Annotated in this window: 22 protein-coding genes and 1 pseudogene; 18 read left to right on the top strand and 5 right to left on the bottom strand. The window is 32.0% G+C overall.

Annotated features, from left to right (window positions below):
- Nucleotides 1–11 precede the first annotated feature (11 nt).
- A complete protein-coding gene (locus ACZ5L8_RS06570) occupies nt 12–539 on the top strand; it encodes an SHOCT domain-containing protein (RefSeq protein WP_464440467.1) in 528 nt (175 codons plus the stop codon).
- A gap of 130 nt (nt 540–669) precedes the next feature.
- Here ACZ5L8_RS06570 and ACZ5L8_RS06565 read toward each other — a convergent pair whose 3' ends face one another.
- Nucleotides 670–1,641, bottom strand: a complete 972-nt coding sequence (locus tag ACZ5L8_RS06565; RefSeq protein WP_464440463.1) for an IS110 family RNA-guided transposase — start codon at nt 1,639–1,641, stop codon at nt 670–672.
- A gap of 338 nt (nt 1,642–1,979) precedes the next feature.
- Here ACZ5L8_RS06565 and ACZ5L8_RS06560 point away from each other — a divergent pair, with 338 nt between their 5' ends.
- The 3 genes from ACZ5L8_RS06560 to ACZ5L8_RS06550 all read left to right on the top strand — a co-directional run bounded on the left by ACZ5L8_RS06560 (nt 1,980) and on the right by ACZ5L8_RS06550 (nt 4,752).
- The gene (locus ACZ5L8_RS06560; protein ID WP_464440466.1) at nt 1,980–2,828 is read left to right on the top strand and encodes an SH3 domain-containing protein; all 849 of its coding nucleotides are present in this window, start codon (nt 1,980–1,982) and stop codon (nt 2,826–2,828) included.
- A 165-nt stretch (nt 2,829–2,993) separates the two neighbouring features.
- Nucleotides 2,994–3,794, top strand: a complete 801-nt coding sequence (locus ACZ5L8_RS06555) for a hypothetical protein (RefSeq protein ID WP_464440465.1) — start codon at nt 2,994–2,996, stop codon at nt 3,792–3,794.
- A gap of 223 nt (nt 3,795–4,017) precedes the next feature.
- Complete coding sequence (locus ACZ5L8_RS06550; protein WP_464440464.1) at nt 4,018–4,752, top strand: hypothetical protein; 735 nt, start codon at nt 4,018–4,020, stop codon at nt 4,750–4,752.
- Between the two features lie 123 nt (nt 4,753–4,875).
- Here ACZ5L8_RS06550 and ACZ5L8_RS06545 read toward each other — a convergent pair whose 3' ends face one another.
- On the bottom strand, nt 4,876–5,847 hold the full coding sequence (locus tag ACZ5L8_RS06545) for an IS110 family RNA-guided transposase (RefSeq protein ID WP_464440463.1): 972 nt from the start codon (nt 5,845–5,847) through the stop codon (nt 4,876–4,878).
- Between the two features lie 401 nt (nt 5,848–6,248).
- Between ACZ5L8_RS06545 and ACZ5L8_RS06540 the strand changes: the two genes are divergently transcribed.
- Nucleotides 6,249–6,497 (top strand): type II toxin-antitoxin system ParD family antitoxin, encoded by a 249-nt coding sequence (locus ACZ5L8_RS06540; protein ID WP_055413791.1) that lies wholly within the window; start codon nt 6,249–6,251, stop codon nt 6,495–6,497.
- Nucleotides 6,490–6,789: a type II toxin-antitoxin system RelE/ParE family toxin gene (locus tag ACZ5L8_RS06535; protein WP_464440462.1), complete on the top strand. Its 300-nt coding sequence runs from the start codon at nt 6,490–6,492 to the stop codon at nt 6,787–6,789. Before ACZ5L8_RS06540 ends, ACZ5L8_RS06535 begins: the two co-directional genes overlap by 8 nt.
- Before the next feature lie 43 nt (nt 6,790–6,832).
- On the opposite strand, the pseudogene ACZ5L8_RS06530 reads toward ACZ5L8_RS06535, so the two are convergent.
- Nucleotides 6,833–7,021 (bottom strand): annotated as a pseudogene (locus ACZ5L8_RS06530) (IS110 family transposase); the annotation flags it as partial.
- Nucleotides 7,022–7,031: 10 nt separating this feature from the next.
- Nucleotides 7,032–7,997 (bottom strand): IS110 family RNA-guided transposase, encoded by a 966-nt coding sequence (locus ACZ5L8_RS06525; protein WP_464440461.1) that lies wholly within the window; start codon nt 7,995–7,997, stop codon nt 7,032–7,034.
- Nucleotides 7,998–8,899: 902 nt separating this feature from the next.
- On the opposite strand from ACZ5L8_RS06525, the gene ACZ5L8_RS06520 reads away from it, so the two are divergent.
- Complete coding sequence (locus ACZ5L8_RS06520) at nt 8,900–9,379, top strand: hypothetical protein (RefSeq protein ID WP_464440460.1); 480 nt, start codon at nt 8,900–8,902, stop codon at nt 9,377–9,379.
- Between the two features lie 405 nt (nt 9,380–9,784).
- Here ACZ5L8_RS06520 and ACZ5L8_RS06515 read toward each other — a convergent pair whose 3' ends face one another.
- The gene (locus tag ACZ5L8_RS06515; RefSeq protein WP_464440459.1) at nt 9,785–10,849 is read right to left on the bottom strand and encodes a glycoside hydrolase family 5 protein; all 1,065 of its coding nucleotides are present in this window, start codon (nt 10,847–10,849) and stop codon (nt 9,785–9,787) included.
- Between ACZ5L8_RS06515 and ACZ5L8_RS06510 the strand changes: the two genes are divergently transcribed.
- The 11 genes from ACZ5L8_RS06510 (at nt 10,836) to ACZ5L8_RS06460 (ending at nt 24,226) form a co-directional block, all read left to right on the top strand.
- Nucleotides 10,836–12,173, top strand: a complete 1,338-nt coding sequence (locus ACZ5L8_RS06510) for a sensor histidine kinase (protein ID WP_464440458.1) — start codon at nt 10,836–10,838, stop codon at nt 12,171–12,173. The two genes, ACZ5L8_RS06515 and ACZ5L8_RS06510, sit on opposite strands and share 14 nt — an antisense overlap.
- Nucleotides 12,174–12,184: 11 nt before the next feature.
- Nucleotides 12,185–14,221 carry a cellulose biosynthesis cyclic di-GMP-binding regulatory protein BcsB gene (locus tag ACZ5L8_RS06505; protein ID WP_464440457.1) on the top strand — a complete coding sequence of 679 codons (2,037 nt, stop codon included), beginning with the start codon at nt 12,185–12,187 and terminating at the stop codon, nt 14,219–14,221.
- Nucleotides 14,214–15,107 (top strand): hypothetical protein, encoded by an 894-nt coding sequence (locus ACZ5L8_RS06500; RefSeq protein ID WP_464440456.1) that lies wholly within the window; start codon nt 14,214–14,216, stop codon nt 15,105–15,107. Before ACZ5L8_RS06505 ends, ACZ5L8_RS06500 begins: the two co-directional genes overlap by 8 nt.
- Before the next feature lies 1 nt (nt 15,108).
- Nucleotides 15,109–17,007, top strand: coding sequence for a glycosyltransferase family 2 protein (locus ACZ5L8_RS06495; protein WP_464440455.1), 1,899 nt, complete (start codon nt 15,109–15,111; stop codon nt 17,005–17,007).
- Nucleotides 17,004–18,545: a hypothetical protein gene (locus ACZ5L8_RS06490; protein WP_464440454.1), complete on the top strand. Its 1,542-nt coding sequence runs from the start codon at nt 17,004–17,006 to the stop codon at nt 18,543–18,545. The genes ACZ5L8_RS06495 and ACZ5L8_RS06490 overlap by 4 nt, the downstream gene beginning before the upstream one ends.
- 23 nt (nt 18,546–18,568) lie before the next feature.
- A complete protein-coding gene (locus ACZ5L8_RS06485) occupies nt 18,569–18,970 on the top strand; it encodes a response regulator (protein ID WP_464440453.1) in 402 nt (133 codons plus the stop codon).
- Nucleotides 18,971–19,108: 138 nt separating this feature from the next.
- Nucleotides 19,109–21,682, top strand: a complete 2,574-nt coding sequence (locus tag ACZ5L8_RS06480) for a PAS domain-containing sensor histidine kinase (RefSeq protein ID WP_464440452.1) — start codon at nt 19,109–19,111, stop codon at nt 21,680–21,682.
- Nucleotides 21,669–22,073, top strand: a complete 405-nt coding sequence (locus ACZ5L8_RS06475) for a response regulator (protein ID WP_464440451.1) — start codon at nt 21,669–21,671, stop codon at nt 22,071–22,073. Before ACZ5L8_RS06480 ends, ACZ5L8_RS06475 begins: the two co-directional genes overlap by 14 nt.
- A gap of 55 nt (nt 22,074–22,128) precedes the next feature.
- A complete protein-coding gene (locus ACZ5L8_RS06470) occupies nt 22,129–22,458 on the top strand; it encodes a YegP family protein (RefSeq protein WP_462598216.1) in 330 nt (109 codons plus the stop codon).
- Between the two features lie 905 nt (nt 22,459–23,363).
- Nucleotides 23,364–23,708, top strand: coding sequence for a single-stranded DNA-binding protein (locus ACZ5L8_RS06465; RefSeq protein WP_464440450.1), 345 nt, complete (start codon nt 23,364–23,366; stop codon nt 23,706–23,708).
- Nucleotides 23,709–23,776: 68 nt separating this feature from the next.
- Nucleotides 23,777–24,226: a JAB domain-containing protein gene (locus ACZ5L8_RS06460; RefSeq protein ID WP_464440449.1), complete on the top strand. Its 450-nt coding sequence runs from the start codon at nt 23,777–23,779 to the stop codon at nt 24,224–24,226.
- Nucleotides 24,227–24,475: the final 249 nt, after the last annotated feature.

Below are 24,475 nucleotides of genomic sequence, written 5' to 3'. Positions count from 1 at the left end.
AACATAATGAAATGAAAAAAATTACACTTCTGATTATTGCAGTTCTGACTCTGAATTTAATGCAAGTTCAAGCACAAAAGAAAGTTGAAAAACTTGACGAATATGCCGCTTCTAACGGAGTGACTTACAAAGTTGGTGATGAATTTAAACTTGGGCAAGGTTCTGACACAAACGGAAAATTTGTCTACGTGAATATTGGAGGTTGGGGAATGTCGACTAATGCAGAAGCAAACCGACTTGGAGCAGCCAACGCTGGACTAATAGTTACTCTAAAAAAAATCAAGAAATATAACTACAAAAGATACAAAGGAGTTTATTTCACAGTTGGTGGTGGAAATATTACGAATTACACTATTGATATTGAAAACGCAATAAAGTCGTGCGAAATCGAAATTTGTAATGACAAAAAAGAAGTCGCAGAATCAAAACCTGACAAGTATGACCAATTGGCGAAACTGAAAAAATTGCTTGACGACGGAGTTTTGACCAAAGAGGAATATGACGCTGAAAAAAAGAAAATATTGGAACAAAAAGACTGATAAAAAACGTGTTACAACAAAGAACTGAGGTAAAAAACAACTCTTTTTCGCATAAAATTTTAGGCATATCTATCCTTAGCTAAAATCCATATTAACAGATCTTAGCTGTTTCATTTTTTATATTTAAGACCTATCCTTTAGGTAAGACAGATACGTGATTTTCATCGTAGATTAGGCCTGATTTAGCTATTGCAAAAGCCTGTTTTAGAAGTTTATTTGCTACAGCAATCAAGGCGAGTTTCTTACTCTTACCTTTTGCTAGAATCCGCTCATAAATTTCTCTACATGCCTTGTTATGTTTACACGCGTTAAAGGCACATAAAAACAATAGATTCCTTAGTTTTTTATTGCCCACTTTACTTATCCTACTCCTACCTTTTACACTACTTCCTGACTCCCGTATTGTTGGAGTAATTCCTACGTAGCTGCACAGTTGCGAAGCTTTCTCAAACTTGGCGAAGCCATCCGTTATGACCACCAGGAATAATGCAGTCTTTATGCCTATACCGGGTATGCTGGTCAGTAGCGTTAGTTGCCGTTGCTGGTCCTGCTTCACAAGCTCCAGCAGGCGGTCTTCTATTCCTTTCACTTCATGGTCCAGATGTTTAAGATCACGTTTCAGGGACCTATAGGCATACCTAGAGGGAATGCCCAGGGCTTCTTCTCCATGGAGCTTGTTCTTGGTGGCCGTACGCTTCTTTAGATAGCTATCCATAAGCCTAAAGAGCTGCAGGCACTCTGCCTGTACATCGGTAAGGGCATTGTACAACGGAACCTCGTTTGACAGGGCATACTCACAGATAGCCTTGGCATCGCTCTTATCGGTCTTTATTCTGGCCAGCTTCATCTGTATAAAACGCTTGACCGATAATGGGTTTACTACAGACACCCCTATACCGTTCTTGTAAAGGAACTGTGCAAGCCGATAGTGGTAATAGCCCGTAGCTTCCATAACCACAACACTGTCCCGGGGCAGTGCCTTTAGAAATAGCCCAAATCCCGAAGGATCATTCTTGAATTGGGAATGTCCGCTAGCACTGCCATGAACATCGAAGACATCCTTACTGATATCAACTCCAAAAGTTTCTTTATATTTATTCATAAGAACTGTATTTGGAAAGAACACACTACCGATGTTTCAACAACTTAAAATCGAGTTTTGCACTCATAGAACTGAACGAAATGAAGGTAGGAAAAGAGAGAGGGTTATCAATGTTGACGAAGTCGAACGCTTCAACGTATAACATAACCTTGCTTCTCTCTTTTGTTCTTTCTGATTAGACTATTAATTTAATGAAAATCAAACTTAAGACGTGTATAGCTCATTGCAGCTGAATTTCTAATCGGAGTTCATTGCAATTTGCTATCTTTCGGTTGCGCCGGAAAATCATAGCAGATTTTCCGCAACGAGCCATACACAAACCCGTTGGCATTAATATTATGAAAAACGTACTTACCATTCTACTATTGATTTTGACCAATTATATTTTTGGACAACGAATTCAGTATGTTAATGCTGACAACGGATTAATCATAAGAGAAAAACCCAATGCAAGTTCTGAAAGAATTGGGAAACTGGAATACGGAACAAGAGTTGACATTATAAAAGAAACCGAATTCGACTTAACAATCAAAGACGGAAATAAAAATATTAGCGGAAAATGGGTTGAAATTCAAGAAATCGATGGCAGTCAAAAAGGTTATGTTTTTAATGGTTTTTTGACATCAAACCGATTAAGTAAAAGAATTGAAATCAAATTTCAAGATTTTTCACTACAAATGGAATTAGAGGTTTGGGACGAAAATGGAGAACTTAAAAAAGTTCAGAATGATACCGCAAAAGTTTATGTAGAACTTGGAGAAACGCCACAAGAAAAAAAAATAAAAATTAAACAATCTAAATTTAAAAAAATTGAGATTTTCCAACGATACGAAAATAGTGTAACTATAATGAACGAAGGTCCACATTGCGACTTAACAGAATGGAAACACTATTATTCCGATTGGAAAAAATTGAATTTTGATTTTACAGAAAATACATTTGTTTCTGACACATATGAATATAAGGATTCGGAAAAGTTCATAGACATTGATATAAATGAGTTAAAAAAAGCTGTCGAAAAAGAGTGTGGCGGATACTGGCCAGAACATATTAAAGATATAAAAAACGTTAATGAATATCCAAGTGGAGTTTCAATGAGCAGGATTTTTTTAAAAATATTATTGACTGATGAGAAAGATTCAGTTATTGAAAAAACTATCGAATTTGAAATTCCAATGGGATGTTAAAAATACTAATGCCAACAACGTGTATAGCTCATTGCGGCTGAATTCCTAATCGGAATTCATTGCAATTTGCTATCTTTCGGTTACAGCGGAAAATCATAGCTGATTTTTCGCAACAAGCCATACACAAAACCGTTGGTAATAATTTTGAAAAAAAACTGCTCTATATTGATCGTTGTCGTTACAATGATGTTGATTTCATGTGGTCGTAATGAACATGAAAAACAACTTTATGGAAAATGGTATGAGCTGGAAAGTAATCTTGTAACTTTATTAGATTTCAATTCAGATAGTCTAAGAATTACTGACAGTAAAACTCAATCTGTAAGTTGGACAGCAAACCAGTCAAAAATCAGATTTGATTATAATACTTGGGAGGATGGTTTACAAAAAACAATTCTTGAGTATAATTTATCTGTAAAAAAAGATACGCTATTTACTAAATTCGTAAAACCAAAAAGAGAACAGAAATTCAATTTGATTCGAGCAGATAATTATATTGACTTCTTAAATAAAAAAAGTGGTCTCAAATTTAAACTACCGGAAAATGATATCTCTGAATATATTGAATTTGACAGTCAGTATGGACTCAAAATATTTATAGGTTATTCAGGGACAAATAATATTATAAAAAAGACTCAATTCTCTGATGACTTAGCTAATTTAAAAGATGATATTAAAAAAATTAAGAATAATCTTATAACTGGTCGACCAGAGACGGATCTCGCAATTGATTATCGCTTTCATTTTAGAATTTTCGCTGATAGGGACATTTCAGATTCTATAATTACTAAAAGCTTAGCCGTAACAGAAAATAGTGACCTTTTTAAAACTAACGATTATCCTAGACCGCCGAATGACACTTTACCTATCAAAATATATCGGATATATCAGACTAAGGAGGAAAATAATCTTGATATTTTGAAAGGAATAAAATTAAAAACTATTGCCAACACCGTGTATAATTAATTGCTTTGGCAAGAGCTTACTTGGAAAATTCCGAAGGAATTTTCTGCGGTCAGTATTTCTTTACTAAATTAGGTGCTATACACGCACCTAATCATACACAATCACCTAGAGCACATTATAACCTGCTAGATAATTTATGAAATCATTTCAATTCGTCTTTCTTTTATTCTTAACTCAACTAACATTTTCGCAATCTATTGGCAGTTATTTATCTAACCTTCACATGTATGATAAATATGAAGGTATTGAAGAAATAATAGAAGAAACTACATTTTACAATTCCGATGGACCTGAAACAGACGTTGAACATAAAACATTTAACAATTCCATGGATTTAATAAGCCTGCAAAGGTTTAATGAAGCAAATAAATTAATATGGTTAAATCTATATAAGTACGACAGCTTGGGGAGAAGGATTAGATTAGATAACAAAAAATGGATTAATATAATAGGTTATCAAACTAGTTACACCACTTATGAATATGACGAACAAAACAATTTTGTAGAAGTAAGCTATAATTCTGCAAATCAACCATTATCCATTTTCGCTTATTATTTTGATGATAAACACAATTTAATTCGATTAGAGAATTATGATCAGACTGGCAGTTTATTTGGATATGAAACTGCAACTTATGATATTGAAACTAATAGAATGAGAGTAAATGTTTATGACAATCAGAATAACTTAAAAAGTTCTAATGAAAGACCAATTCGTCATGAGGGCGAGTACCAACAAGATTCAAAGAATAAATATAATGAACATGGAGACATCATATACTGGGATCGTGGCTGGAACAAGGATGATAATGTCTGTTATACGGTTGATTATAAATATGACGACAATGGATACTGGATTTCACAAAAAAGATATAGTTATGAGAAAACTGATGAAGGAAAATTGAAAAAGAAAAAACTTAAAATGGTGAAGACGCGTAAAATAAAAATGAGAAAATAACGTGCCCTAACAAAGAACTGAGGTAAAAAACAACTCTTTTTCGCATAAAATTTTAGGCATATCTATCCTTAGCTAAAATCCATATTAACAGATCTTAGCTGTTTCATTTTTTATATTTAAGACCTATCCTTTAGGTAAGACAGATACGTGATTTTCATCGTAGATTAGGCCTGATTTAGCTATTGCAAAAGCCTGTTTTAGAAGTTTATTTGCTACAGCAATCAAGGCGAGTTTCTTACTCTTACCTTTTGCTAGAATCCGCTCATAAATTTCTCTACATGCCTTGTTATGTTTACACGCGTTAAAGGCACATAAAAACAATAGATTCCTTAGTTTTTTATTGCCCACTTTACTTATCCTACTCCTACCTTTTACACTACTTCCTGACTCCCGTATTGTTGGAGTAATTCCTACGTAGCTGCACAGTTGCGAAGCTTTCTCAAACTTGGCGAAGCCATCCGTTATGACCACCAGGAATAATGCAGTCTTTATGCCTATACCGGGTATGCTGGTCAGTAGCGTTAGTTGCCGTTGCTGGTCCTGCTTCACAAGCTCCAGCAGGCGGTCTTCTATTCCTTTCACTTCATGGTCCAGATGTTTAAGATCACGTTTCAGGGACCTATAGGCATACCTAGAGGGAATGCCCAGGGCTTCTTCTCCATGGAGCTTGTTCTTGGTGGCCGTACGCTTCTTTAGATAGCTATCCATAAGCCTAAAGAGCTGCAGGCACTCTGCCTGTACATCGGTAAGGGCATTGTACAACGGAACCTCGTTTGACAGGGCATACTCACAGATAGCCTTGGCATCGCTCTTATCGGTCTTTATTCTGGCCAGCTTCATCTGTATAAAACGCTTGACCGATAATGGGTTTACTACAGACACCCCTATACCGTTCTTGTAAAGGAACTGTGCAAGCCGATAGTGGTAATAGCCCGTAGCTTCCATAACCACAACACTGTCCCGGGGCAGTGCCTTTAGAAATAGCCCAAATCCCGAAGGATCATTCTTGAATTGGGAATGTCCGCTAGCACTGCCATGAACATCGAAGACATCCTTACTGATATCAACTCCAAAAGTTTCTTTATATTTATTCATAAGAACTGTATTTGGAAAGAACACACTACCGATGTTTCAACAACTTAAAATCGAGTTTTGCACTCATAGAACTGAACGAAATGAAGGTAGGAAAAGAGAGAGGGTTATCAATGTTGACGAAGTCGAACGCTTCAACGTATAACATAACCTTGCTTCTCTCTTTTGTTCTTTCTGATTAGACTATTAATTTAATGAAAATCAAACTTAAGACGTGTATAGCTCATTGCAGCTGAATTTCTAATCGGAATTTGTTGTAATTTTCTAACTTTCGGATACGGCGGAAAATCATAGTTTATTTTCCGCAACAAGCCATACACAAACCCGTTGTGTGTAATTTGAGCGAAAATGTACAAATTTGATTTTTTACCAAAAATTGGTATATTTAATGAAAATTAATAAAAATGAAAAATACATCAATATCGCTTGGAAATTATTTTGACCAGTTTGTACAAACCCAAGTTTCTGCTGGACGATATAAAAATGTAAGCGAAGTAATTAGAGCTGGACTTCGACTTTTAGAAAATGAGGAAAGTAAAGTAATTGCGTTAAGAAATGCTATTCAAGAAGGAATTGATAGCGGAATTGCTCACGATTTTGACCCGAAAAAAAATCTTGAGGAATTAAAAGCTAAACGCAAAAAGAATGGCTAAATACGAACTGACTAACAAAGCCGTGACGGATTTAAACGGAATTTGGGAATATACGCTCGAAAATTGGTCGGAAAATCAAGCTGATAAATATTACGATATGCTTCTTGATATTTGTCAAGACATAGCTGATAATCCAGAATTGGGAAAAAACTATGATGGAATCAAATCTGACCTTTTCGGATTAAAAGCAAATCGACACGTAATATTTTACCGTAAAAGAATTGACCATCCGATTGAAATTACGAGAATTTTACATGGTCAAATGGATTTGAAAAACAGAATAACGGAATAAAAAAACTACACACAACAAAGAACTGAGTTAAAAACAAGAATATCTAGCTCAAATTATTGGCATAATTTGGATCGTATGGTAATCCACTCTTTGCGATTGCAAAAGCTTGTTTTATTAGTTTATTTATCACTGCTATTAGTGCTAACTTTTTGCTTTTGCCTTTAGCTATAATGCGTTCATATATTTTCTTACAAGCGATATTATATTTGCTTGCAGAGAACTGAGTTAAAAAACAAGAATATCTAGCTCAAATTATTGGCATAATTTGGATCGTATGGTAATTCACTCTTTGCGATTGCAAAAGCTTGTTTTATTAGTTTATTTATCACTGCTATTAGTGCTAACTTTTTGCTTTTGCCTTTAGCTATAATGCGTTCATATATTTTCTTACAAGCGATATTATATTTGCTTGCAGAGAAGGCACATAAAAATAGGAGGTTTCTGAGTTTTTGGTTGCCCATTTTACTGATTCTGCTTTTGCCTCTGACACTGCTTCCTGATTGACGTATGGTTGGGGTTGTTCCTGTAAAACTACAAAGCTGAGATGCGGTTTCAAACTTGGTAAAGCCATCAGTCAATACAATCAATAAAGCTGCTGTTTTGTCTCCTAAACCTGGGATACTTTTTAAATTAGTCAACTGTTGTTGATGCTCTTCTTTAACTAGAGATAATAAGTGTGTTTCTAGGGATTTTATTTCTTTATCCAGTATTTTTTTCGATCTATTTAAAGATCTTAAAACTGCTTTTGAAGGTATGCCCAAAGCTTGCTCTCCGTGAATTTTATTCTTTAGTTGAGTACGCTGCTTTAAGTACAGCTCTAATAAACGCAGAAGTTGTAGAGATTCTGCTTGATTCTTATCCTTACCAGTATATAAAGGAACTGGATTGATCAAAGCATAATCACATATGGCTTTAGCATCACTTTTATCCGTCTTGATTTTTGATAGACGCATTTGTATAAATCTCTTAACCGATAAAGGATTTACAACAGAAACCGGTTGGCCGGATTCAAACAGGAACTGTGCTAAACAATAATGATAATAACCCGTAGCTTCCATAACGACAATTGCCGAAGTTTTTATTTCTTTTAAGAACCTTTTAAACCCTGCAATGGTATTAGGATACTGACAGTAAAAGCCTGTGGTATTTACAACATCAAAGACGTCTTTACTAATATCCACTCCATAAGTTTCATTATATTTACTCATAACAATTAGAATTTGGAAAGGACAATCTACTTGGTATTCAACAACTTTAAAACGAGGTCGTATCCTCACAGAACTGATCGAAATCTAAGTAGAAAAGAGCAGGGATTATCAATGTTGACGGAATCTGAAGTTCCAACGGCTATATTAACCTTAATCTGCTCTTTTGTTCTTCCTGATTAGACTATTAATTTAAATAGAATCAAACTTAAGCCGGCTATAGTTCATTACTGCGGTATTCCTCAAAATATACTCGGGTAACTTAACTATCTTTAAGCTGGATCGAATTCTGATAACTATAGCAACACCGTCTGTAATTTAAACCAACTTCTGTAGTAAAAAGAAAGACAGCGAATAGATAGAAACAAAAAACCCGGTGTAAAATATTATTTTACACCGGGTTTTTTTAATGAGTTTTAAACTCAAGAAGTGGAGTCGGGCGGAACGCCCATTTTTAAATAGATATATGATTATCAGTAAATTACATGTGTAGTTATATAAGTGTGGTACCGATTAGGTATCACTTTAACAATATTTAACATACATACGAAGTAAATGACTAATTCTAGGCTATTTCTATTTAATGAATATTTCTATTAAATTATCTACACTGTCCGCTCACTAATAGTAAATAGGTTAAGTTATTTATATAATTATGATGTCATTCAAATATTAATTTTTTTAAAATTATTGTATCTAAAGCTTAAATAATACAATGTTGTTATTTCGTGCCAATTAATGTGTATCAATTTTCTGACTATTTCTATTTTTCCTAATAATATACAATCTATTATTTGATAATAATTTTGCCTTAATCTTTTAAATAATCAATATATTCGAATAGCCTGATGCTCTATTTTGCTAAGCTTATTTATAAATAATTTAAAGTCTTAAGAAAATATGTCATGAATCTTCTGAAGGATGAAAATGTAATTTCAGAACAGTGGATTATCACACATGGTAACCAAGCTTTACTAAGCATGCTAACTAATCAGAGATTAATAATAGAGTGTGATAATGAACATGAAGTTTTTGAATTAAAGGATATCAATAAAGCTAGATTAGAAATTGTCACAAGACAAGACAAACCTAAATTGGAATATTTAATTTTTGGAGCATTACTGATAGCCATGACTGGATTTATATTATCAGCTATAATTTACTCTTTAGATCAAACAGATGTCTATTTATTTTCATTTCTTATAACTTTGCTAGGGATTTTAAGCTTATTAAATTATACCAGAAATGAAGCGTCTGTTTATTTAGTTATTGATAGAATTGGTGGAGCTAGATTTTATCAAGTAGTTAATACCGTTGCCTTAAACATCTACGTAGATCACATTAATCAATCATTAAATTTTATTCACTCGAAGAATATTTTATAAATATTCAATAGCCATAGATACTCATGTCTGAAGTTTAATACAATTTGACTATCCATAATATTTATAACTTATTTTTCATTATAAACGCAATATTTCTATATAAAAATATCTAGAATTGTATCGAATTTGCTCTAAAAATATACTAGTAGATTTTACATTTTGTAGTTAAATTTGTTATCTACGTTATAGTAGGGCCACATCATTGTGGTTTGGGGCATAATCCTCGTACATAGTGCGAGGATTATATTTTTGGTTACTTAAATATCCATATAACATATTTTTGAATTAGATAAACTCATATAGCTTTTTGATACTCAAATTCTCAACTTAATCTTTAAAAGATACGAAATTTTAATATTGCTAAAAGCTCATTAAAACTTCTTGATTTTCTGAATTAAAATTCACTTATAATTTCAATTCAGAAATACCAAAATTACCAGTATACTCCCATATAAAACCTTCAATTTTATACTTAGCCAATTTTTCTCGTACACATTTAAGATATATTTCTCTGGAGTTTTTATCTGCATTAATTGAAACTCCATATTCTGTACACCATACTTCTACACCATATTTCATGGACCATTGGTTCATTATAGAAATTTTATCCTCTACAGCTTGAAAAGTGCCAGTTAGGTGATAATCTTTATAATTAATTTCTCCTGGGGTGCCTAAAACGTCAGGATGTAAAGGAGGCATTTTAATAGTATCAAGAGTAGGATAAGGAAATGGGATGTTGATAGTTTTAGTTTGATTGCCAGTCCAACTCGTGCCTTGATGTGTGAAAACATAGGGCTCATAGAAATGAAAGGCATATATTATATTACTGAATTTTAAAGGTTCGGAGCGAGATAGCTCGTATAAGCTATTATAATTTGAAGCACCATATATTATTTTAATATTGGGATTTTTTTCACGAATCTTTTTTATAATATAAGTCCCGGTCTGTTCCCATTCGGTAGGGTATAAATTTGGTTCATTAGCAATATCAATATAAATATTAGAAATATCTCCCTTTAAAAGAGCCAATATCTCTGACCAATTCTCAACTATTTCTTCTCGTTTAACGTTGTAATTATTTAGAGATAAATTATGATTAAAATTAGCTAATATGAGATCTACATTTTTCTTTCTACTTAATGTTACAATTGAATTTAAAGCCTTATTAAATTGTTTTTTATGAGTATTTAAATGGTAATGAATATCTATTGGTATTCTGAAAGAATTATATCTATTATCACTTAAAATTGATATTTCAGTTTTTATTTTTTTTACTACCAAAGAAAATTGAAAATCTTCATTCCAAGTTTGTTCTAAACCGGTAAGATTTATTCCTTGACTATACATCCTATTAAAAGCGCCTGTATAAATTACAATTACTACTAAAAATAATATATAGTTTAAATTGGTGATTCTACCAAATTTACTAACTTCATCATATCCCAATATAAATCTTATGAGTTTAGCCAAACTTTCCCGTAAAGATTTCTTAGAAGAGTTGCGAGTGCAAATGTGGCAGACTTCTAATAAATTAGTTTGGGGTATTGTTTTCTTCATCGTTTTGATATCAATATTAGATTTTTTGATAGTTCCTCAACTTTATCTTGAGTTGTTCATCATCAAAGTCATTGATATGATAATAATCTTGCTGAGCCATTTTCTTCTCTCCAAGGTACAACAAAAACCGATTCTTCTTTTACATATTCTTCTAATAACCCAATTAATGGTATACTTCTATAGTTTGAGTATTACCCCAGAGATTGGGAAAATATTATACTTGGTTTTAATTACAGTACTATTCGTAAGCTTCAATACTGTTGCGCTTTGGAGAGTAACTGATGCGGTTATTCAATTCATAATTTTATGTTTAATGTTTATCTCATTGAATATTTTAAAAGTTATTGATCTTAACCAAATTCTTCTTTTGGGAGGCTATACAGCATTATCAGTGAGTGCAGTTAGTGTTGCTTTTCCTGCAATTAGAATGCTTGCGTTAAGAGAAAGGGTTGAAAAACAACTTTTAGTTGACAAACAATTAGCAGATGCCCTAAGATCTAAAGAAGGCATTGAAAAAGAATACAACCACAATTCAGCTAAAATCTTAAGTTTTCAAAAAGAAATTAAGGTTTTACGACATGATTTAAAAAACCGTTTAGGTAGTATTGAATCATTGATTGAATTAATAGAGCTTGAAAAGCGATATATTCATGAAATGGGTCAATATGATTACATGCAACTAATTAAATCTTCTATTTCTGATCTCTCAAATTCTACAGATTCTCTATTTGATTTTTTTACTAAAGAAGATATCTCAAATTCAACTGAGATTATAAAAACGCAAGTTGATCTACATGATGTTTTACAGAATAATAAATATAAATTTTTCGAAAGTACATCCTCTAAAAATATTAATCTCAATTTCAGCCTCATGGCTAAGGATAGTTTGATATATGTTGATAAAAATATGATTGATGTAGCGGTTCATAACTTGATGAAATACGCTCTAAAATTTTCTAAGAATAATGATACGTTAGAGATAAATACTAGGCTGGCCCAAAACAAAATCTATTTGGAAATCATAAATAGAAACTCTGGTATTTCAATGAGTGAAATGGAAAGACATTTTAAAAACATTGATGATTACCAACTTAAAGATATGCATCATTCAAAAGGTTTAGGTCTAGGTATAGCAAAACACTATATTGAAATTTTAGATGGTCATTTGAGTTATAGCTCTTCCTTATCCCTAGGTTTTGAATTTATTGTTGATTTTCAATTGGATAATTTTAAATAAAAAAAATAACTATGATATATAGAGTAGTAGTTCTAATAACCTTTTTGATTCTTTCGAAATCCATTGTAGCACAATCAAAATTTAGTTTTTCTGATTTTGATTATCCTAATGAATCTGTGTTATATGGTTCCAAAAATAGAACCTCGTATTTTATACCAGTTAAGGGAAAAAGTATCCAATCAGACAGTGAAATTTTTCTATCCTTTAAAGCGTCAGAAGTTTTAGATAAAAAAAATAGTTTTATAACAGTAGTTGTTGCTGGCATTCCCATGAGTACCGTAACACCCTCACTAGACAATAGCATAATTAACATTAAAGTTCCGCTAAGCTCAAAATATGTATTAAATGGTTACATAAAAATAGACGTAATAGCTGATCTAAAAATAAGTGATGAAATTTGTGAAATATATAATGAAGGCGCCTTCTGGGTTAGGAGACTACCATCTTCTTATATAATTCTAAATACATTAAAGGAGAATTCTATTGTAAAGTCTCCACGCCATATGAGTGATTTTCTTCCTATGGCAGATAAAATCTTACTTCTAGAAAATCCTGACTTGTCAACCTTAAGTTATGCTTCATATATAAAGTTTTATTATCAAGAAAAGTTTAATCAAGAACTTGAAATTGGAACTTTAAAAAAATCGGATACTATTGGTTTTCATAATGCTTTACTCTTAGGCAAACTATCCGATTTACCCGCGTCAGTACATTCAAAACTTACTAAACTCCCAGATGAAAGTGAGGGGGTGTTATCTATGGTAGATTTTGGCAATACCAAAGATTCATTGGGTACACATCATTCTTTGATTATAACAGGTGGAAATGAGAAGGGACTGAAAAAAGCTGCTCTGACATTATTAGATGATAATATGGTAAAATCATTGTTTACTAATCAAGTCAATGTTTACCAAAGTGTGGATATGAGACAGGCTAATAACAATATTGATTTAGCTTATCTCAATTTGAAAAGTTTGGGAGTTGAAGAAGGGATGATAGAGGGAATAGGTAAAATGTCGCGAGAAATTACGATACCTCGATCGATTTTTGGGTCCAACTTAAAAGAAATGGATTTTCATCTTAATTTCAACTATAAGCCGCTAAAAATATCTGAAGATGCCTATGTAAATATATTTTTGGATGATGTGTTAAAGGAAAGTCATGAATTAAATGAATCTGGTACTTTCAGCAAGGAAATAAATTTTGATCATTTCGAACTTAAAAAAAATAATGTTCTTAAAATTGAGTTTTACTTCGTGCCTGATGGCGGATTATGTATTTCAAATCCTACCTCTTTTTATGCTCAGTTAGATTTATTAAATTCTAATATTAAGCCTATTAGCTTTGATGAGAATCCTGAATTGAATTTTTTTAATTTTCCTGAGAACTTTAAGAAACTACCCACACGAATCTATTGGAATACTCAGGTAGAAGTAAAGAGTGTAAATACTCTGGTAAAACTCATAACTGGACTTAATTCAACGCAAAAAATTAATTCATCATATTATTTTCCTCCAATCGTACCAATTGACAGTTTGGATTCATCTAGCGATTCGGAATATAATAAGATTATTATTAGTGATGAACTAGAACCCTTTAAAGGTATATTGAATAATAATGCTTACTTAAATGTTTCAAACGATCGCTTCTCCTACAAGAGTGAACATCATAATCAGTATTTTAATTTAGAATATTTAATTCCTGTAGGATTTAATCAACTATTTAGGCAAGACAATAATGAAATTATGTTTGTTTATACGCCTCAAAACAATCAAAGTATACTTGATAATCTATTAAACAAAATGGATAGTGATTATTTATCCAATACCGGGAATGTTATAATCGCAAATAGTGAAGATTCTCATTTTTTTAATCTACAAAAAGAGAATGTAAATGTTGAAAAAGAGCAATTAGAAACAGGCTTTAATTCTATCTGGCAGAAATATCGAGTATTTCTCATTTTTGGTTGTTTTATTTTAATGGTAGTATTATTAATTTATGTGTTCCAAAAATCTCAGCAGTCTAAAAAGAATATCACTGATGACTAATAAGTATTATATTCAATGGATTGTATTACTTGTGACATGGACATGTGCATTTTCACAGGAAAATAAAGGTGTAGGTGATCTAAGAAATAGGGATATAGAAGATTCCACTAAGGTCCATAACCCTTGGCAACAAGCAGATGGCAGTATTCTTATCTCACCGTACATTAGTCATTATAGTACATCAACATTTCGTGATTCAGAAGGTAATAAATCAAATTTTTCAAGTGATGGTCAGTATAGTAATTATAATCCTAGAGTATATCTTGCTATTCCAATTCTATCGGATCGACTGAATTTAATAGCTTCTATTCCTTATTTCTCCAGCAAATACGAGGATGACAATCTTAGTTTAAAGAATCAAGATATTGGTGATATTGAAATAGGAGGTAGGTTTAACATTACAAATTTTAATGAGAATTTTCTGATGGGGGCTCTAATTGCATATATTCCTGCATATTCGAATTCCCAAGAACCCTATGCAGGATATCAACTGTTTGGATTAGAAAGTAGACTGATTCTAGGAGGTACTCTAAAATTTTTAGGAGATTACAATAACTTTCATAAGGTAGAGGCAGGTGTTCGTTACTTTTTTCCTGATGATCCGTTTCAGTTGCGATTCCTCGTGTCAGAAGGTTTTAGAATTACGGATAGATTTTTATTACTTGGAGAACTTGAAGCTATGTTTTCTTTTAGTAATAATAACGAGTTTATTGCGAGTAACCTGCAATCCATTGCTCAATACAAGATGATAAAGGCATCCTTTAATCTTGGTTATGATTTCAGTCCTAATTTTTCATTATATGGAGGTTTTTTTCATGACGTTTATAATAGAAATTCAGCGATTGGTAGCGGCTACCAAGTATTTGCTGTACTCAGAATAAATTGATATGCAAGAATTTCACAGAAATGATTTATTCTTAAAATCTCATCTAGTTAATGAAAATGAGTATTTTCAAATTGAGCGTATAGCTGTTGATCTCAATAAATCTTTTCTTAAAGTAGCATTAAATTATTCATTTATATCCAGGCTTTATTATAAAGAGCTTTTGGAGAAAGAGGGAATTCATTTCTATACTTTTGATTACGATAATCTTTCACGTCTCAACGTTGATTTAACAAAAGATGATTTAGATTTTCTACTGGATCATAATCTCTATCCAATTGATAAAGAAGGGGAAGGTGTTGATATAGTAAGTGCGGATCCTTCTGATTTTATTATAATCACAAAATTTAAAGAACGATTTAGCTTGGAAGTAAATAATATCCACATAGCAGAAGATATGGATATTGTAAAAGCTTTACATGTAACCTATGGTCAAGAAATCTTACATAAAGCTGTATTTGATTTATATGAAAAAGATAGCAAAAGCTCTGCGCTAGAAACTTTTACCTTTCGTCAACTTATCGTTTTAGGAATAATAGGCGTTATAATACTTGTTTTACTTTTCTTTTATCCTATTACTACGATTATAGGGATTAATTTAATTATCAATCTATTTTTACTAGTTGCCATATCTTTTAAATTCATTCTTACAGTTGTTGGTGCGAAATCAGAAACAATCAAAAAAATCTCACAAAATGAGATAGCTTATTATAATGATGATGATTTACCAATTTATACCATACAACTACCAGTTTTTAAAGAATCAGAAGTCATATACAAATTAGCCTATAACTTACAAAATTTGGATTATCCAAAAGTCAAGTTGGATGTGAAACTTCTAATAGAGTCGGATGACGAGGTGACCTTTAATGCAATTAAAAATTTAAAGTTCCCTTGTATATTTGATCCCGTAGTCATTCCCTATGCTCAGCCTAAGACTAAACCTAAAGCTTGTAATTATGGATTGCATTTTAGTAAAGGGGAATATCTTACTATTTATGACGCAGAAGATATACCAGATAGTGACCAGCTGAAAATGGTACATGCACTATTTCATAAGTTGCCTGATGAATATATTGTCGTTCAATGTGCTCTCAATTACTTTAATAAAACTGAAAACTTTCTTACAAGAATGTTTACTCTTGAGTATTCCTATTGGTTTGATTATATGCTACCGGGTCTGGATGGTTTAGGGGTTCCTATTCCACTTGGGGGTACGAGTAACCATTTCAAATTCGATAAGCTTATGGAATTAGGAGGTTGGGATGGGTTTAATGTTACCGAAGATGCTGATTTAGGGATTCGAGCCTATGCTAAAGGATATAAGGTGACTGTTCTTGATTCAACTACATATGAGGAGGCTAATAATGCATTTTATAATTGGATTCGTCAACGTTCACGATGGATAAAGGGATATATGCAAACGTATTTAGTGCATATGAGAAACCCCATGAAGCTTTTAAAAGAAGTGGGTTGGAACGGTTTTTTTGGTTTTCAATTTTTCATTGGTGGTACCTTCTTTACATTTTTAGCCTATCCTTTATTGTTGTTTTTATTATTGTTTTATTTCCTTGCCACATTAGATTTTAGTAATCATCTCTTTGGGGATTATACCACTACAGGAATTCAAAAACTTTTCAAGCTTGTATTTCCTGATTGGGTCATAATTATTTCTGTTTTTAATTTTTTTGCTGGTAATCTGCTGATGATATATATCAATATGATTGCCGTTTTCAGACGTAAATCTTATAGTCTAATTCTTTTTGCCATTGCAAATCCGGTGTACTGGTTGATGCATTCTATATCATCGTATAAAGGACTTTTTCAGTTGATTAGCAAGCCTTTTTATTGGGAAAAAACCAATCATGGTCTTACAAAGGCTCATAAACAGGATTCTATATGAAATGGAAAAGGGTAGTCATATTGGTTCTAGTGGCTATATGCTACTCTATATATTATCTCAGTATTGGAATTTTTGGTTTAAAGATGGGTTATTTTAACTATGAGCAGCTTTTTATTTCAGATAAATTGCAACTCTTATTTTCTTCAGACACAAATACCTTAGAGGTTTTTTATTTCACATACCCTGTATTAGGTCAAGTTATGGCAATACCAGCAGGGTTAATTGATCCCATTATAGCTCCTATTATTACTTCCTCTTTGTTCACTGGTTTTTTGGCTGCTTACCTCGTCACTAAATTAATTAGTCTTGATCTCAAGTTTTTCGCATGTATTACATCCGCTTATTTCATATTTAGCCCTGTAATGATTTTTGTCGCGATGTCTGGTATGACTTTGTATCTCTTTTTAATTCTCTATTTTTTATTTTTCCACTATGTATTCAAATATTCTCGAGATTTAACTACATATAACTTCGTTATTATTAGTATATGCTTGTCTGCATTTGTATTTCTTGATTTTTCTTTTCTTTGGATAATTGTATTTATGATCCCTTTGGTATTCTTATTTAGTATTTACAGTGATCCTCATTTAAAACCTAATTTCATTGCCATATTTAATCAAATCACATTAAGAAATGACAAGGTAAAAGAACTCATTGGTAGATTTTTATCAAGTCTTTTGGTGATTATTTTCACACCGTTAATCAGCTTACTTTTCTATTTATTGATTAATTATTGGTTTACGGGACAATGGTTTTATTTTAAAAATTTATCTACATCTCAATGGGATCAAAAAGGATTTTTGAATTACACGTTTTCTAATTCGCTCATAAAAGAGAGTTTTACCGTAAAATATGTTTTGAAAACATTGTTTTACTTAAGTTCATTTCTTTTAACTGCTTTATGGTTAGGAAGACGGAGATTGTTATTTACTTACTCTTTAATTATGGTGGTACTATGGATAATATTTAACAAGAATTATGATGGTACCCAATTTTTTTCACTCAATACATTACTCATATTGACAGCTTCAGGTATTGCCGGTATATTACATCTCTTCCAAACCTCTTTAATTGATTCTTTAAAAAATAAAACTTTAACCTCTATTTTAATATCCACAGTTTTTGTACTTACTCTTACAGGTGAAGTTTTTTATTTTAAATCAACCCGAAGTGCCCTTGAGAATAATATGGTTGACTTTGTTTTTCAAAAAAATGCAAATGAAGAAATGACTGCTTTCTTGGATATGGCCGATTTCATAAAGACCAATTTGAATAAAACCGATATTATCTTAACAGATAATTCTATTTTTTACCCTGTTACAGCAATGACTAGGACAAATATTTCATATTTGGATCAATATAATGAGTCCTATTATTCAGCCATACAATTTCCGAAAAAATTTGCAAATTACATATTGGTAAGTAATTTGGAAACAGAATATTATACTAAGGATCAAATGACAGCTGTAAAACTGCAAAGAGAATCTTTATGGTATAAAGTGTATTCAAATGATTTTTTTACTATTTACAAATTATAGAACAAATTACATTCAAGTAAACTATGGTAAAAGAAAGGAATACAGATAAAAGTTTGAATACCAGAATACTCATTGTTGAAGATGACCCCGTTAATGTATTTATCATTAAAAGTCTTTTTGAAAAATTTAAGCTAACTATTGAATTTATTCATGCTAAAAATGGAAGTGATGCAGTAGATATCTTTAAAAAATTAACTCCTGATTTAATTTTTATGGATCTCAACTTACCGATAAAAGATGGATTACAAGCGTCAGCTGAAATTAGAAGTTTTGAAGGAACCAATTCTCATATTCCTATAATAATTCTTAGTGGAGAACGAGAACAAGATTTAGAAGACTCCAACGAGCGCAATCTTATAGACGAATTTGTAATGAAACCATTAAGGTTTTCAAAATTGCAGCAAATTGTAGATAAGTATATTTAAAACATAAAAATTCTGAGAATATTGGTTAAATTTATTTAAAACACTAAATATTTTATATCACCTTAAATAGAAAGTTGAATAATCATTACAATCAAGTAAGAGTATCTAATAGAATTAATGTAATTTCTTATGCAATCTATGGCATTCATCTATCCAACTTATTTTTACAACATAGCGACAACTCCTGAGGTAAATAAGTTTATAGAAAACTATTGTATTTATGGAATGTTATATGTTGATAATATTGAGAGTGAAGTAATTTTCTTGAACCCTACGTTACTTAGTCATTTAGGTTTCAATACTTCTGATCATAATATTGTATTGGCTAAAAATCTTACTTCTATAAATCATTTTGTTACCAATCCTGTTGATAATACGCTTCAATTATTGGATGCTAATGATGAACTCGTGAATTTCAAATGTTACCGAAAATTAACCTCAAAGGGGATTATAATTGGTTGTTATAATAAAAAAGTAACTGACGATAAATCACAGTTAGAAATTCAACGATATCGCCATATTCTGGAAGGCACATCGATTGGGGTTTGGGAATGGAATATTCAGAAGGGTGAGGTCCTGATAAATGAGGAGTGGGCAAATATATTAGGATACAGTAAAGAAGAGCTCTATCCAATTGATGAAAATATCTGGAAAAAATTAAGTCATCCTGAAGATTTTGAGCATTGCACTCAACTGCTCGAGGAACATTTCGATAATAAAACTTTTTTGTACCAAAGTGAGGCCAGAATGAAACATAAAGATGGACACTGGGTTTGGGTGAGTGATCAAGGTAAAGTCGTAAGCTGGAAGAATGGTAGGCCGGAATGGATGACAGGGTATCATAGAGAAATTACCAAGGCAAAGCTTGCTAATGAAATTAAAAAAACTTTTATAGATCAAGCTCCTGGTGCTATAGCTATGCTAGATAAAAATTTGGATTATTTAGCAGTTTCGAAACAGTGGCTTAAAGATTATGATTTAAAAGAAAACATAATAGGTCGAAATCATTATAAAGTTTTTGATATTCCGGAGCGCTGGAAAGAAATTCACCAAAAATGCTTAGAGGGAGAAACTCATGAGGCTGAAGAAGATAGATTTGTTGGAGTCGATGGAGAAGTTCATTACTTAAAGTGGCAGGTTAAACCATGGTTTACAGATAACAATGAAGTAGGTGGAATTTTAATGCAAACAACTAATTTAACACCACTAAAAAAGCTTGAAATTCAAAGGTATAGGGATAAACAATTGATGCAAACAGTTTTTGAGTCAATGGAGGTAGGTGTAGTTGTGTGTAATGAAGATGGCGAATTGACCTTCTTTAATAGAGCAACCAGAAATTGGCATGGAATACCATCTGCAAAAATTCCACGATCAGATTTATCTCAATATTACAATTTGTACTACGAAGACGCTGAGACCTTATTAAAAGAGGAAGATATTCCTTTGCTTAAAGTGCTCAACGGAGTTCCTTTAGATGAAAATGAGATCATTGTTATTAAATCAGCAAGTGGAACGCGTTACGTTAAAGTAAAAGGTGAACGATTATATAATAATGACGGTGAATTGTCTGGAGCGGCTGTAACCATGTATGATATCACAAGAGATCGTGAATCTCGTGAAAAACTAATGATTAGTGAAGAAACATTTCGCGGAAGCTTTGAATATGCTGCCCTAGGAATGGCATTAGTTTCTCCTATGGGTAAATGGATAAAGGTAAATAAAAAAGTACCAGAAATTTTTGGTTACTCTGAAGAAGAACTTCTTAAGATAACTTTTCAAGATATAACACATCCAGAAGATCTAAATAAAGACCTTAAACATTTTAAAAGGCTTTTAAATAACACCAGTGACAATTATCAAATTGAAAAAAGATATTTTCATAAAAATGGTGAGATAATTTCCACACTTCTTTCCGTTTCTATAGTGCGTAATAAAGCTGGTGCACCTCTATTTTTCGTTTCACAAATCTTAGATATTACAGAGCTTAAGAATTCAAAAGCCTCGCTTGAGCATATTTTGAAAGTGACTAAGAGTCAAAATGAAAGGTTGAAAAATTTTGCACATATTGTTTCTCATAACTTGAGATCTCATTCAGGTAACTTTGAAATGTTACTAAATCTTCTTCTTGAGAATGGTGAAACATTCAAAGAAAATCCAATTATTAAAATGTTGAAAACTGCTTCTGATCAGTTGGGTGAAACCATTATCCATTTGAATGAAGTTGCTGCAATTAATACTAATAAAGATATTGAATTGCAACCCTTAAACTTGAAGGAATATCTTATTAATGTTTTAAGTAGTATTGCTGGACTTATTAAAGAAAATGATATTCGAATAATTGATGAAATTGAGGATAGATGGAATGTATATGCCATACCTGCATATCTTGAAAGCATTTTACTTAACTTTTCAACTAATGCTATCAAGTATAGATCAGACAATAGAGCATCATTTGTTAAATTTTCTTGCAACATTCAAGAAAATTACCTTGTTTTATCAATTATAGATAATGGTATAGGAATAGATCTAAAACGTTATAGAAATAAAATTTTTGGAATGTATAAAACATTCCACAACCATAAAGATTCTAGAGGTATAGGCTTGTTTTTGGTTAAAAACCAAATTGAGGCAGTAGGAGGGAGAGTAGAGGTTGAAAGTGTGGTTGATAAAGGTACAGAATTTAGAATATTTTTTAGATATGAAGAAAATTGATGTTGCGTGTATAATTGATGATGATCCAGTTTTTGTTTTCGGTGCTCAGCGAATGATGGAAATTACCAGATTTAGTAAAAGTATAATGGTATTTCCGAATGGACAAGAAGCGATTAACGCTTTAAAACCAATGATGAGCTCGGAAAGCAATATAATTCCGGATATTATTCTTTTGGATTTAAATATGCCTGTTATGGATGGTTGGGCTTTTCTTGATGAATTTTTACTTATACCTTCTAATAAAAAAGTAGAGATTTATATAATAACTTCTTCAATTGACCCAGCGGATATAGAGAAAGCAAAGAGCTATGAAGGAGCAGTGAGAAATTACATAATAAAACCTATATCAAAAGTAAAGTTAGAATCGATCCTTAAAGATCAATTGGAATAATGACTATTAAATTATTCTAAACTAAAAGTATTAGTTATAACAAAATCTGAATATAATGGGAAAATTTGTAGTTAAAAAAAGATCGAATGGTGAATTTCAATTTAATCTTAAAGCATCAAACGGACAAGTAATTTTATCCAGCGAGGGATATAGTTCTAAATCGGGTTGCTTAAACGGGATTGAATCGGTAAAAACTAACGCAGAAAATGATAAGAGATATGATAGAAAGAACTCAACCAATGGTAAGTTTTACTTTAATCTTAAGTCTTCTAACGGTCAAATTATAGGCTCCAGTGAAATGTATGAAACGAATGCTAGTCGTGAAAATGGGATTGAGTCTGTAAAAAAGAATGCACCTTCAGCTGGTACAGAGGATGAGTCTTAAATGTTCTACACTTTTTACATCCTAATTTAGGAATTATCTTCGCTTATCATAATATTAGCTTGAATTTGCTGAATAAATTTTAATAAGCAAATTCAAGCTTTCTTATATGTTGCCTGTATTATATGCTATGTAGTCCTTTACGTCATTCAACAAATTAATAAAGAGAAAATACACTATAAAATTCTCTCTTCAATATTCCACAAACCAAATTACATTGAAGTAAAGTTTCTTTTATAGTTACGCCGTTTAGCACATCCCCATACATTTCATTTCTTTTCATTGCTGGGAAAGAGCTGCACTCCAAATTATCTTGGACACAATCCACCTTTTCAGATTTCAGCTTCATTGTATTCTCACAACTTTAATTAATAGCCTCTTTTGACCACTAAAGTGAATTGAGTCCGCTACTACCAACGGAAAGTCAGTATTTCGATTCTCTAAACGGATTTGTTGGTAAGATTAATTTAAATCTTTTCAAAATCCCTGAAATCAAAATACTGACTTACACATTTTAAGGGGTTTATAATGGGAAAGGCTTTTTACTATTTTTCGGTACAGCGAAAAATAGGTAGACTATAACCAATACTAAATTATATACAGCCGCTTATCTCGCTTAACTACCTGTACGCTCAAACACAGCTGCATATAAAAGTATAGCTAATACTCTTATGGAACTTATCAAGGCCGTGGTTGATTTTAGAGCGCAGATAAGGTTTCTACTTCCTTGAATCCCGATAACTATCGGGATTACTACGTCGCAGACACTCCTGATTTGTGCTCTAAAAGCCTTGACAAAACCCACATTTCCCATTGTGCGATGCACGAAAGAAATCAAACAAACACCCCTTAAAATTTGATTTCAAAATAATGCACAAGGGGATTATTAATCTTTTAAAATTTAAGTTATGAGTACAATTAAAAATCATGTACAGCTAATCGGAAATGTTGGACAAGAACCAATAGTTACAAATCTCGAAAGCGGAAAGAAAGTAGCCCGTTTCTCTTTGGCAACTAATGAATATTACAAAACCGGTAAAGGAGAAAAACAAACCGATACTAATTGGCACACTATCGTAGCGTGGGGTAAGACCGCAGAAATCGTTGAAAAGTTCATTGATAAAGGGAAAGAATTAGGAATAGTAGGTAAGCTTAAAACTCGAACCTACACTGCTGAGGATAACAATCAGCGTTATGTGACTGAAGTAATAGCAGATGAAATATTACTGCTTGGAGCAAAAAGTGAAGACTAATATGTAAAAAGAGAGAATGCGTTATTGATATATGCGCATTCTCTTTTTTTTGTTTCAATTCTGACGCAATGAAAAATACGATAAACGAGATAAAAATAAGTTATAAAGGAGGCTATAAAGCTTCTAGTTGGCATAAGGTCTCCAATTCCAGAGAAGGTGCAAAGTTATTATATAACAGCTGGGACAAGGATACGATTGGGATTCATGAGACTTTCAAAATTGCGCTATTAAACAATAATAATATGGTGAAAGGAATATATCAAATCTCCCAAGGAGGGATCACAGGAACAATGGTGGATTTACGTTTACTATTTGCAGTAATTTTGAAATCTTTATCCGTAGCAATTATATTGTCTCACAATCATCCTAGTGGCATTTTAAAGCCAAGTACAGAGGATATAAAACTGACAAATAAAATAAAAAAGGCAGCAGAGCTTTTTAATGTTCGTGTTCTGGACCATATCATTCTTATCCCCAATGGTGAATATTACAGTTTTGCAGATGAGGGCATTTTGTAATTAAATACTTTTGGCAATAAACACCTCTTTCGTGTGAGGTGTTTATTGTTTAAGTATAAATAATTCGCTGAAAATTAATATCTTTAAAGATGATTGATGCCTTGATATCAATCCGGTTATCTAAACTCTTTCGCCGATAACCGATTTATTATAAATCATAGAGGAAATAGTATTTCCGAAAACAGCAGTTCGCTTTCGAAAATGTATCGAAATGATTCTGGTCGTTTGAATTTTTGTTCGCTTGAAGCG

The organism is Leeuwenhoekiella obamensis, assembly GCF_055391795.1.
The sequence above is the reverse complement of the archived record's forward strand: the minus strand, read 5'-3'. Positions and strand labels throughout refer to the sequence as shown.

Coding starts and splice junctions, on each gene's coding strand:
- ACZ5L8_RS06475 (WP_464440451.1), top strand. CDS start 21,669: ATGAAGAAAATTGATGTTGCGTGTATAATTGATGATGATCCAGTTTTT.
- ACZ5L8_RS06520 (WP_464440460.1), top strand. CDS start 8,900: ATGAATCTTCTGAAGGATGAAAATGTAATTTCAGAACAGTGGATTATC.
- ACZ5L8_RS06490 (WP_464440454.1), top strand. CDS start 17,004: ATGAAATGGAAAAGGGTAGTCATATTGGTTCTAGTGGCTATATGCTAC.
- ACZ5L8_RS06535 (WP_464440462.1), top strand. CDS start 6,490: ATGGCTAAATACGAACTGACTAACAAAGCCGTGACGGATTTAAACGGA.
- ACZ5L8_RS06510 (WP_464440458.1), top strand. CDS start 10,836: ATGAGTTTAGCCAAACTTTCCCGTAAAGATTTCTTAGAAGAGTTGCGA.
- ACZ5L8_RS06505 (WP_464440457.1), top strand. CDS start 12,185: ATGATATATAGAGTAGTAGTTCTAATAACCTTTTTGATTCTTTCGAAA.
- ACZ5L8_RS06525 (WP_464440461.1), bottom strand. CDS start 7,997: ATGAGTAAATATAATGAAACTTATGGAGTGGATATTAGTAAAGACGTC.
- ACZ5L8_RS06500 (WP_464440456.1), top strand. CDS start 14,214: ATGACTAATAAGTATTATATTCAATGGATTGTATTACTTGTGACATGG.
- ACZ5L8_RS06550 (WP_464440464.1), top strand. CDS start 4,018: ATGTATGATAAATATGAAGGTATTGAAGAAATAATAGAAGAAACTACA.
- ACZ5L8_RS06460 (WP_464440449.1), top strand. CDS start 23,777: ATGAAAAATACGATAAACGAGATAAAAATAAGTTATAAAGGAGGCTAT.
- ACZ5L8_RS06470 (WP_462598216.1), top strand. CDS start 22,129: ATGGGAAAATTTGTAGTTAAAAAAAGATCGAATGGTGAATTTCAATTT.
- ACZ5L8_RS06485 (WP_464440453.1), top strand. CDS start 18,569: ATGGTAAAAGAAAGGAATACAGATAAAAGTTTGAATACCAGAATACTC.
- ACZ5L8_RS06565 (WP_464440463.1), bottom strand. CDS start 1,641: ATGAATAAATATAAAGAAACTTTTGGAGTTGATATCAGTAAGGATGTC.
- ACZ5L8_RS06545 (WP_464440463.1), bottom strand. CDS start 5,847: ATGAATAAATATAAAGAAACTTTTGGAGTTGATATCAGTAAGGATGTC.
- ACZ5L8_RS06570 (WP_464440467.1), top strand. CDS start 12: ATGAAAAAAATTACACTTCTGATTATTGCAGTTCTGACTCTGAATTTA.
- ACZ5L8_RS06540 (WP_055413791.1), top strand. CDS start 6,249: ATGAAAAATACATCAATATCGCTTGGAAATTATTTTGACCAGTTTGTA.
- ACZ5L8_RS06560 (WP_464440466.1), top strand. CDS start 1,980: ATGAAAAACGTACTTACCATTCTACTATTGATTTTGACCAATTATATT.
- ACZ5L8_RS06480 (WP_464440452.1), top strand. CDS start 19,109: ATGGCATTCATCTATCCAACTTATTTTTACAACATAGCGACAACTCCT.
- ACZ5L8_RS06495 (WP_464440455.1), top strand. CDS start 15,109: ATGCAAGAATTTCACAGAAATGATTTATTCTTAAAATCTCATCTAGTT.
- ACZ5L8_RS06465 (WP_464440450.1), top strand. CDS start 23,364: ATGAGTACAATTAAAAATCATGTACAGCTAATCGGAAATGTTGGACAA.